This is a genomic window from Actinacidiphila guanduensis, from assembly GCF_900103985.1.
GTDB classification, from domain to species: domain Bacteria; phylum Actinomycetota; class Actinomycetes; order Streptomycetales; family Streptomycetaceae; genus Actinacidiphila; species Actinacidiphila guanduensis.
The window spans coordinates 98,214-105,950 of record NZ_FNIE01000021.1; the positions used below are offsets into that span (position 1 = coordinate 98,214).

Here is a 7,737-nt window from a genome sequence, read left to right on the forward strand (position 1 = left end):
CTACCCTCGCTAGATAACTTCGAGCAGAGCGGTGGCCGTCATGCCTTCACCCCGATTCGCCCAGCCCCACCCGTCCCGCCGCGGCCTGCTCGCCGCCGGGGGCACCGCGGGGCTCGCCGCGCTGCTGGCCGCGTGCGGCGGTTCGTCGGACTCCGGCAGCTCCTCCGCGAAACCCCCGGCCGGCGCCACCACCCCTGCGGGCCCCTGGACCTTCACCGACGACCGCAAGAAGCGCGTCGCCCTGTCCCGTACCCCGAAGAACCTCGTCGCCTACATCGGTTCGGCCGCCGCCCTGCACGACTACGGCATCGCGTGCACCGGCGTCTTCGGCCCCACCACCCTCAAGGACGGCAGCGCCGACCCGCAGGCCGGCGACGTGGACGTCAGCAAGGTCACCGTCATCGGCAACACCTGGGGCGAGTTCAACATCGAGAAGTACGCCTCCCTCAGCCCCGGCCTGCTGATCAGCCACATGTACCAGGCCCCGGCCCTGTGGTACGTCCCCGACGAGAGCGCGAGCAAGATCCTCGCCCTGGCGCCCAGCGTCGGCATCAACGTCGCCGGAGTGCCGCTGACCACCCCACTCCAGCGCTACGCCGAACTCGCCGCCTCGCTCGGCGCGGACATGGAGTCGGCGCGGAACGCGGCCCAGAAGACCCGCTTCGAGCAGGCGTCGGCCGCCCTGCGCGCGGCCGCCAAGGCACACGGCGGGATCACCGTGCTCGCCGCCTCCGCCAGCGCCGACTCCTTCTACGCCTCCGCCCCCTCCGCCGCGGCCGACCTCAGCTACTACAAGAGCCTCGGCGTGGACTTCGTGGTGCCGAACAAGGTCCAGGGCGGCTTCTTCGAGACCCTCAGCTGGGAGAACGCCGACAAGTACAAGACCGACATCGTGATGCTCGACAGCCGCACCGCCACCCTCCAGCCCAAGGACCTGACCGCCAAGCCCACATGGGGCCGGCTGCCCGCGGTCAAGGCCGGGCAGGTGCTGCCCTGGCCGAGCGAGCCGATCTTCTCCTACGCCAAGTGCGCCGACCAGATCGAGGCGCTGACCAAGGCCATCACCACCGCGAAGAAGGTGAGCTGACCCCGTGTCCGCACGCCCCTACGGCTTCTTCCACCCGCGCGTGGTCCGCACCCGCCGGCTGTCCCCCACCCTCGTGCGCGTCGTCCTCGGCTGCGACGAGCTGACCGGCGTGGTCAGCGGCGGCCACGACCAGCGCTTCAAGCTCTTCCTCCCCCAGGAGGGCCAGGACGTCCCCGTGCTGCCCGACATCCTGGACGACTCCTGGTACCCGCGCTGGCGGGCCCTCGACCCCGGCGTGCGCGGCATCATGCGCACCTACACGATGAGCGGGGTGCGGCGCGAACGGGCCGAGATGGACGTCGACTTCGCCCTCCACGGCGACCTCGGTCCCGCCTCCCGCTGGGCCCGGCGCGCCCAGCCGGGCGACCCCGTCTCCGTCCTCGCCCCGCTGGTGCCCGAGAACGGCGGCGTCGACTTCCGCCCGCCGCCCGGCACCGACTGGGTCCTGCTCACCGGCGACGAGACCGCGCTGCCCGCGGTCGCCGGCATCCTCGCTGCACTGCCGGCCGGCACCCGCGTCGCCGCGTTCCTGGAGGTCGCCCACCCCGAGGACCGGATCGGCCTGCCCACCCGGGCCGACGCCGAGGTCACCTGGCTGATCCGCGGCCCCGGCGCCGCCGACCGCACCGGCGCCCTCCTGCAGGCGGTCACCGCCGCCGTCTTCCCGCCCGGCACCGCGTACGCGTGGCTGGCCGGCGAGTCCGCGTGCGTACGGGCCCTGCGCCGCCACCTCACCACCGCCCGCGGCCTGCCCCGCACCCACGTCACCTTCACCGGCTACTGGCGCCAGGGCCGCACCGAGGACGACCTGTTGACGGAAGCGGCGGCAGCGGCAGCCGGCTAGAAGTCACACGGTCACGCGGCCCGTGCCGAACGCCGCAGGCAGCACCCCGGCGGCCGGGCCGCGCTCACAGGCCCACGCGGGCCACCGCCTTGGCCGCGCTGTCCTGGTCGAGCCCGCCGCCCGCCTCGCCCGCCCGGCCCCAGGCCGCCGCGCACAACGCCCGCAGCCCGTCCAGCGGTTCGCCGCCGCCCGACACCTCCAGCCCGTCGCCCACCGCCTTCGCCTGCCAGCCCCCGCAGACGAACCCGCCCTCCCGAGCGGCCACTTCGGGGTGGGGCACCAGCAGGTCCCGCAGGTCCCGGCCCACGTACGTCGGCCGGTGCGCCGGCCCGGCGGACAGCAGGTCCACCGGCCCCGACACCCCGCTCAGGACCAGCAGCGAGTCCACCCCGCCCGCGTGCGCGCCCTCGATGTCGGTGTCCAGCCGGTCCCCCACCACCAGCGGCCGCTTCGCCCCCGTCCGCAGCACCGTCTCCCGGTGCATCGGCGGCAGCGGCTTGCCCGCGACCGTCGGACTGCCGCCCGCCGCGGCCCGCACCGCCTCCACCGCGGCCCCGTTGCCCGGCGCGATGCCGCGCCCGCTGGGGATCGTCATGTCGGTGTTGGACGCGTACCACGGCACGCCGGATCGCACCGCGTACGCCATCTCCATCAGCTGCGACCAGCGCAGCTCCGGGCTGAAGCCCTGCACCGCGGCCGCCGGCCCGTCGTCGGCGGAGTCCACCGGCACCAGGCCCCGCTCGCGCAGCGCCGCCAGCAGCCCCTCGCCGCCCACCGCGAGCACCTTCGCGCCCGCGGGCACCGCGTCCGCGATCACCCGCGCCACCGCCTGCGCGGAGGTCACCACATCCTGCGCGGCCGCCGGCACGCCCAGCCGGCTCAGGTGCTCGGCCACCGCCTCGGGCGTCCGCGAGGCGTTGTTGGTCACGTAGGCCAGGTGCATGCCGTGCTCGCGGGCCGTCGCCAGCGACTCCACGGCGTGCCCGATCGCCTCACCGCCCTGGTAGACCACCCCGTCCAGGTCGAGCAGGGCGGTGTCGTAGGCGGCATCCAGCGGCCGGTCGCTGCCGCCGGGACTCGTTCGGGGGGTCATACGGGCTCCTCGGGTGGACTGCACACTTCGATCATCCTGCACCCGGCGGCGGCGACGTAGCATGCGCGGATGAGTGCATCCGACCAGCACCTGCCGCGGCGGCCCTACCTGGCCCCCTTCCGCGGGCTGCGCTACGTGCGCGAACGGGTGGGCAGCATCGCCGCCGTCACCTCGCCGCCGTACGACGTCGTGGTACGCCCCGACGGCCAGCGCCACCTGGAGACCGCCGACCCGCACAACGTGGTCCGGCTCATCCTCCCCGACGCCGCCACCCCGAGCGCCCGCCACCGCAAGGCGGCCCGCACCTTCACGGACTGGGTCGACCAGGGCGTCCTCGCTCCCGACCCCGATCCCGCGCTCTACGTCTACGAGCAGCGCGACGGGGACCACCTGCAGCGCGGCGTCATCGGCGCCCTGCGGCTGAGCGGCCCCGACGAGGGCGCCGTCCTGCCCCACGAGGACGTCATGCCCGGTCCCGTCGCCGACCGGGCGGACCTGATGCGCGCCACCGGCGCCAACCTCGAACCGCTCCTGCTCGCCTACCAGGACGGCGACACCACCGCCGCCGTCATCGAGCGCACGGCCGCGCGCACGGACCCGCTGCTGGCCACCACCACCGAGGACGGCGTACGGCACCGGCTGTGGGCGCTCACCGACCCCGCGGAGCAGGCCGTCGTGAGCGCTGAACTCGCCCACCGCCAGGCGCTCATCGCCGACGGCCACCACCGCTGGGCCACTTATCTGCGGCTGCGCGCCGAGCACCCGCCGGGCACCGGCTGGGACCACGGCCTGGTGCTCCTCGTGGACACCGCCCGCTATCCGCTGCGGGTCCGCGCGATCCACCGCCTGCTGCCCCAACTGCCGCCCGCCAAGGCCCTTGCCGCCGCCCGCACCGCCTTCCGCGTCCGCCGCGTCCCGGCCGACCAGGCGCTGGACGCCCTCGCCTCGGCCGCCCGGGAGGCCGAGGCCACCGGCGGCAACGCCTTCCTGCTGGCCGGCGACGGCTTCCACCTGCTCGACCGGCCCGACCCCGCCCTGCTCGGGGCCCACGTGCCCGCCGACCGCCCGGAGCCCTGGCGCCGTCTGGACGCCACCGTGCTGCACGCGGTGCTGCTCGACCAGGTATGGGCGGTGCCCGACGCGCCCGAGCACATCCGCTACATCCATGACACGCAGGCCGCGATCGACCTCGCGGACCAGCTCGGCGGCACCGCGGTACTGATGCACCCGGTGCGCGAGCAGGTGGTCCTCGACCTCGCCCGCCAGGGCGTCATGATGCCCCGCAAGTCCACGTCCTTCGGCCCGAAGCCGGCCAGCGGGCTGGTGATGCGGCGGGTGGAGGAATGAGGGTGCCGCCGGGAGGCGGCCGAGCGGGGCCGGGACCGGCCGCGCGACGCCGCGAAACGGCGAGAGGGGCGGCACCCGCGTGTGCGGGTGCCGCCCCTCTCTGTTCTCGCCGGGGTGTCGCCGGTGGTCCCGCCCTGTGTCGCGCCCGGCGGGACGGCCGGCTCCGGCGTCAGTCCTCCTCGCGCTCCGCGGCGGACGGGGCCCGGAAGGGCGAGTCGAGGAAGGAGGACGGGTCGGCCTCGTCGGTCAGGTCGACGTCCGCGTCCGCGGGTGCCGTCGAGCGCTTCCGGCCGGCCGCGGGCTCCTCGTCGGAGTCGTCGTCCTCGTCCTCGTCGTCCTCGTCGTCGAGGTCCGCGTCCGACTCGTCGTCCGAGACAGCGGCGTCACCGGTGACGTCGTCGTCATCGTCCTGGTCGTCCGCGACATCGTCGTCGTCCTCGTCGGCGTCGGTGTCGGCGTCGGCCTCGTCGTTCCGGACGTCGTCCGTGTCGGAGTCGGCACCGTCCTTGCGGGCGGCCTGCGGCTGCTCGTCGGCGTCGGTGTCCTCCTCGTCCCCGTCGAAGGCGTCCACGAAGTCCACGCCGTCGAGCCGGGCCAGCCGGTCGGAGGCGTCGGTCGTGCCGTTGTGGTCGGCCTCCAGCGCCTTGGCGAACCAGTCGCGCGCCTCGCTCTCGCGGCCGACCGCCAGCAGCGCGTCGGCGTAGGCGTAACGCAGGCGGGCGGTCCAGGGGTGGATCGCATTGGCCGCAAGCTCCGGGCTCTGCAGGGTGACCACGGCGGCCTCGGCCTGCCCCATGTCCTGCCGGGCACCGGCCGCCACGAGCCGCATCTCGACCTGCCCGGCCTTGTCCAGCTTGTGCACCTCGGGCGCGCCGGCCATCTCCAGCGCCCGCTCGGGTCGGCCGAGCCCGCGCTCGCAGTCGGCCATCACCGGCCACAGGTCCACGGTGCCGGTCATCCGCCGGGTGGCGCGGAACTCGGCCAGCGCCTCGCCGTAGCGTTCGGTGGCGTAGGAGGCGAAGCCGGCGGCCTCGCGCACGGCGGCCACGCGTGAGGCGAGCCGCAGAGCGACGCGCGAGTACGCGTAGGCGCGCTCGGGGTCCTCGTCCAGCAGCTGGGCGACCATCACCAGGTTGCGGGCGACGTCCTCGGCGAGCGTCTTGGGCAGGCTCATCAGCTCCTGCCGCACGCTCGGGTCGATCTCCTGGCCGGTGACCTCGTCCGGGATCGGCAGGCGCCGGATCGGCTCGCGGTCGTCACGGCGGTCGTCACGGCCGCCGCGGTTCTCGAACCGGCCGCGCCCCTGCACGGTGGGGCGGCGCCCGTGGCCGCGGTCGTCGTCCCGGCGCGGTCCGCGCGGGCGGTCGTCACGGCGGTAGCCGCCGCCCTGGCGGTCGTCGCGGGGACGGTCGTCGCGCCGGAAGCCGGAGCCACCACGGTCGTCCCGGCGGAACCCGCCGCGGTCGTCCTCCCGGCGCGGTCCGCGAGGGCGGTCGTCCCTGCGGTCGTCACGCGGACGGTCGTTACGCCGGTCGTCACGGGGACGCTCATCCCGACGGTCGTCACGGGGACGCTCATCCCGACGGTCGTCACGGGGCCGGTCGTCACGCCGGAAACCACCGGTGGGACGGTCGTCACGCGGGCGGTCGTAGCGCGGACGGTCGTCACGCCGGAAACCCCCGCCGGAGGGACGGTCGTCACGGGGACGGTCGTAGCGGGGCCGGTCCTCGCGCGGGCGGTCGTCACGCGGACGGTCGTCACGCCGGAAGCCGGAGCCACCACGGTCGTCGCGCCGGAATCCGCCGCCGCCCTGACGGTCGTCACGGCGGAAGCCGCCGCCACCACCGCGGGGACGGTCGTCGTGCCGGAAGCCGCCCCGGTCGTCGTCACGGCGCGGGCCGCGGGGACGGTCGTCCCGACGGTCATCACGCGGGCGATCGTCACGGCGGTAACCGCCGCCGCCCTGGCGGTCGTCACGGGGACGGTCGTAGCGCGGACGGTCGTCACGGCGGAAGCCGGACCCACCGCGGTCGTCCCGGCGAGGGCCACTGCGGTCGTCGTCACGTCGGGGACCGCGGGGGCGGTCGTCCCTGCGGTCGTCACGCCGGTCATCCCGCGGCCGGTCGTCGCGACGGAAGCCGGACCCGCCGCGGTCATCGCGGGGGCGGTCGTCGCGCCGGAAGCCGGAGCCACCACGGTCGTCACGGCGGTAACCGCCGCCGCCCTGGCGGTCGTCACGGGGACGGTCGTAGCGCGGACGGTCGTCACGGCGGAAGCCGGACCCACCGCGGTCGTCCCGGCGAGGGCCACTGCGGTCGTCGTCACGTCGGGGACCGCGGGGGCGGTCGTCCCTGCGGTCGTCACGCCGGTCATCCCGCGGCCGGTCGTCGCGACGGAAGCCGGACCCGCCGCGGTCATCGCGGGGGCGGTCGTCGCGCCGGAAGCCGGAGCCACCACGGTCGTCACGGCGGTAACCGCCGCCGCCCTGGCGGTCGTCACGGGGACGGTCGTAGCGCGGACGGTCGTCACGGCGGAAGCCGGACCCACCGCGGTCGTCCCGGCGGGGGCCACCCGTACGGTCGTCACGCCGGTCGTCGCGGCGGTGATCGCCGCGCTCAGGCCTGTCTTCGGGCGAGTGGGAGGACATCGACGTGACTCCTGTCGGATCGTGCTGCTGCAGTTCAAGTCTCCCGTATCCGCCGGGAGAACGCGCTTCGTGGCCGGGCTTCGACGCCCCCACGCAAAGAACCCCCGGTCCCAGCGCTCAGGCCGGGACCGGGGGTCCGGAAAGATTGTTCGGCGGCGTCCTACTCTCCCACAGGGTCCCCCCTGCAGTACCATCGGCGCTGAAAGGCTTAGCTTCCGGGTTCGGAATGTAACCGGGCGTTTCCCTCACGCTATGACCACCGAAACACTATCGGGTCGTCCCGCGCCGGCGGGACTGCGACAGAGTCCAAGCGAACAAGCACACTTTTCAGTTGAGTGTTCACCGGTGCGACTGTTCGCAACCCGGGAACCAAACAGTGGACGCGTAGCAAAATGTAGACAAGCCCTCGGCCTATTAGTACCGGTCAGCTCCACCCCTCACAAGGCTTCCACATCCGGCCTATCAACCCAGTCGTCTACTGGGAGCCTTACCCCATCAAGTAGGTGGGAGCCCTCATCTCGAAGCAGGCTTCCCGCTTAGATGCTTTCAGCGGTTATCCCTCCCGAACGTAGCCAACCAGCCATGCCCTTGGCAGAACAACTGGCACACCAGAGGTCCGTCCGTCCCGGTCCTCTCGTACTAGGGACAGCCCTTCTCAAGACTCCAACGCGCGCAGCGGATAGGGACCGAACTGTCTCACGACGTTCTAAACCCAGCTC

The 7,737-nt window shown here is 74.1% G+C and carries 5 protein-coding genes, 2 rRNA genes and 1 pseudogene; 3 read left to right on the forward strand and 5 right to left on the reverse strand.

Annotated elements, in window-relative coordinates; genetic code table 11:
- The first annotated feature begins 40 nt into the window (after window positions 1-40).
- Both BLR33_RS31655 and BLR33_RS31660 read left to right on the forward strand, forming a co-directional pair.
- Window positions 41-1,087 carry an ABC transporter substrate-binding protein gene (locus BLR33_RS31655; protein WP_093788101.1) on the forward strand — a complete coding sequence of 349 codons (1,047 nt, stop codon included), beginning with the start codon at window positions 41-43 and terminating at the stop codon, window positions 1,085-1,087.
- A gap of 4 nt (window positions 1,088-1,091) precedes the next feature.
- Entirely contained in the window at window positions 1,092-1,931 is an 840-nt protein-coding gene (locus BLR33_RS31660) for a siderophore-interacting protein (RefSeq protein ID WP_093788102.1), read from the forward strand.
- 64 nt (window positions 1,932-1,995) lie between these two features.
- Here the strand turns inward: BLR33_RS31660 and BLR33_RS31665 are convergent, their stop codons facing one another.
- Entirely contained in the window at window positions 1,996-3,024 is a 1,029-nt protein-coding gene (locus BLR33_RS31665) for an HAD-IIA family hydrolase (RefSeq protein WP_093788103.1), read from the reverse strand.
- Between the two features lie 69 nt (window positions 3,025-3,093).
- Here BLR33_RS31665 and BLR33_RS31670 point away from each other — a divergent pair, with 69 nt between their 5' ends.
- Window positions 3,094-4,371 (forward strand): DUF1015 family protein, encoded by a 1,278-nt coding sequence (locus BLR33_RS31670; protein ID WP_093788104.1) that lies wholly within the window; start codon window positions 3,094-3,096, stop codon window positions 4,369-4,371.
- A 403-nt stretch (window positions 4,372-4,774) separates the two neighbouring features.
- Here BLR33_RS31670 and BLR33_RS37035 read toward each other — a convergent pair.
- The 4 genes and pseudogenes from BLR33_RS37035 to BLR33_RS31685 all read right to left on the reverse strand — a co-directional run.
- Window positions 4,775-5,614, reverse strand: a pseudogene (locus BLR33_RS37035) (hypothetical protein); the annotation flags it as partial.
- Entirely contained in the window at window positions 5,545-6,870 is a 1,326-nt protein-coding gene (locus tag BLR33_RS36830) for a hypothetical protein (RefSeq protein ID WP_265737058.1), read from the reverse strand. The pseudogene BLR33_RS37035 and the gene BLR33_RS36830, both read right to left, overlap by 70 nt.
- A gap of 295 nt (window positions 6,871-7,165) precedes the next feature.
- Window positions 7,166-7,282 (reverse strand): 5S ribosomal RNA (gene rrf, locus BLR33_RS31680).
- Window positions 7,283-7,412: 130 nt separating this feature from the next.
- Window positions 7,413-7,737 (reverse strand): 23S ribosomal RNA (locus BLR33_RS31685); the annotation flags it as partial.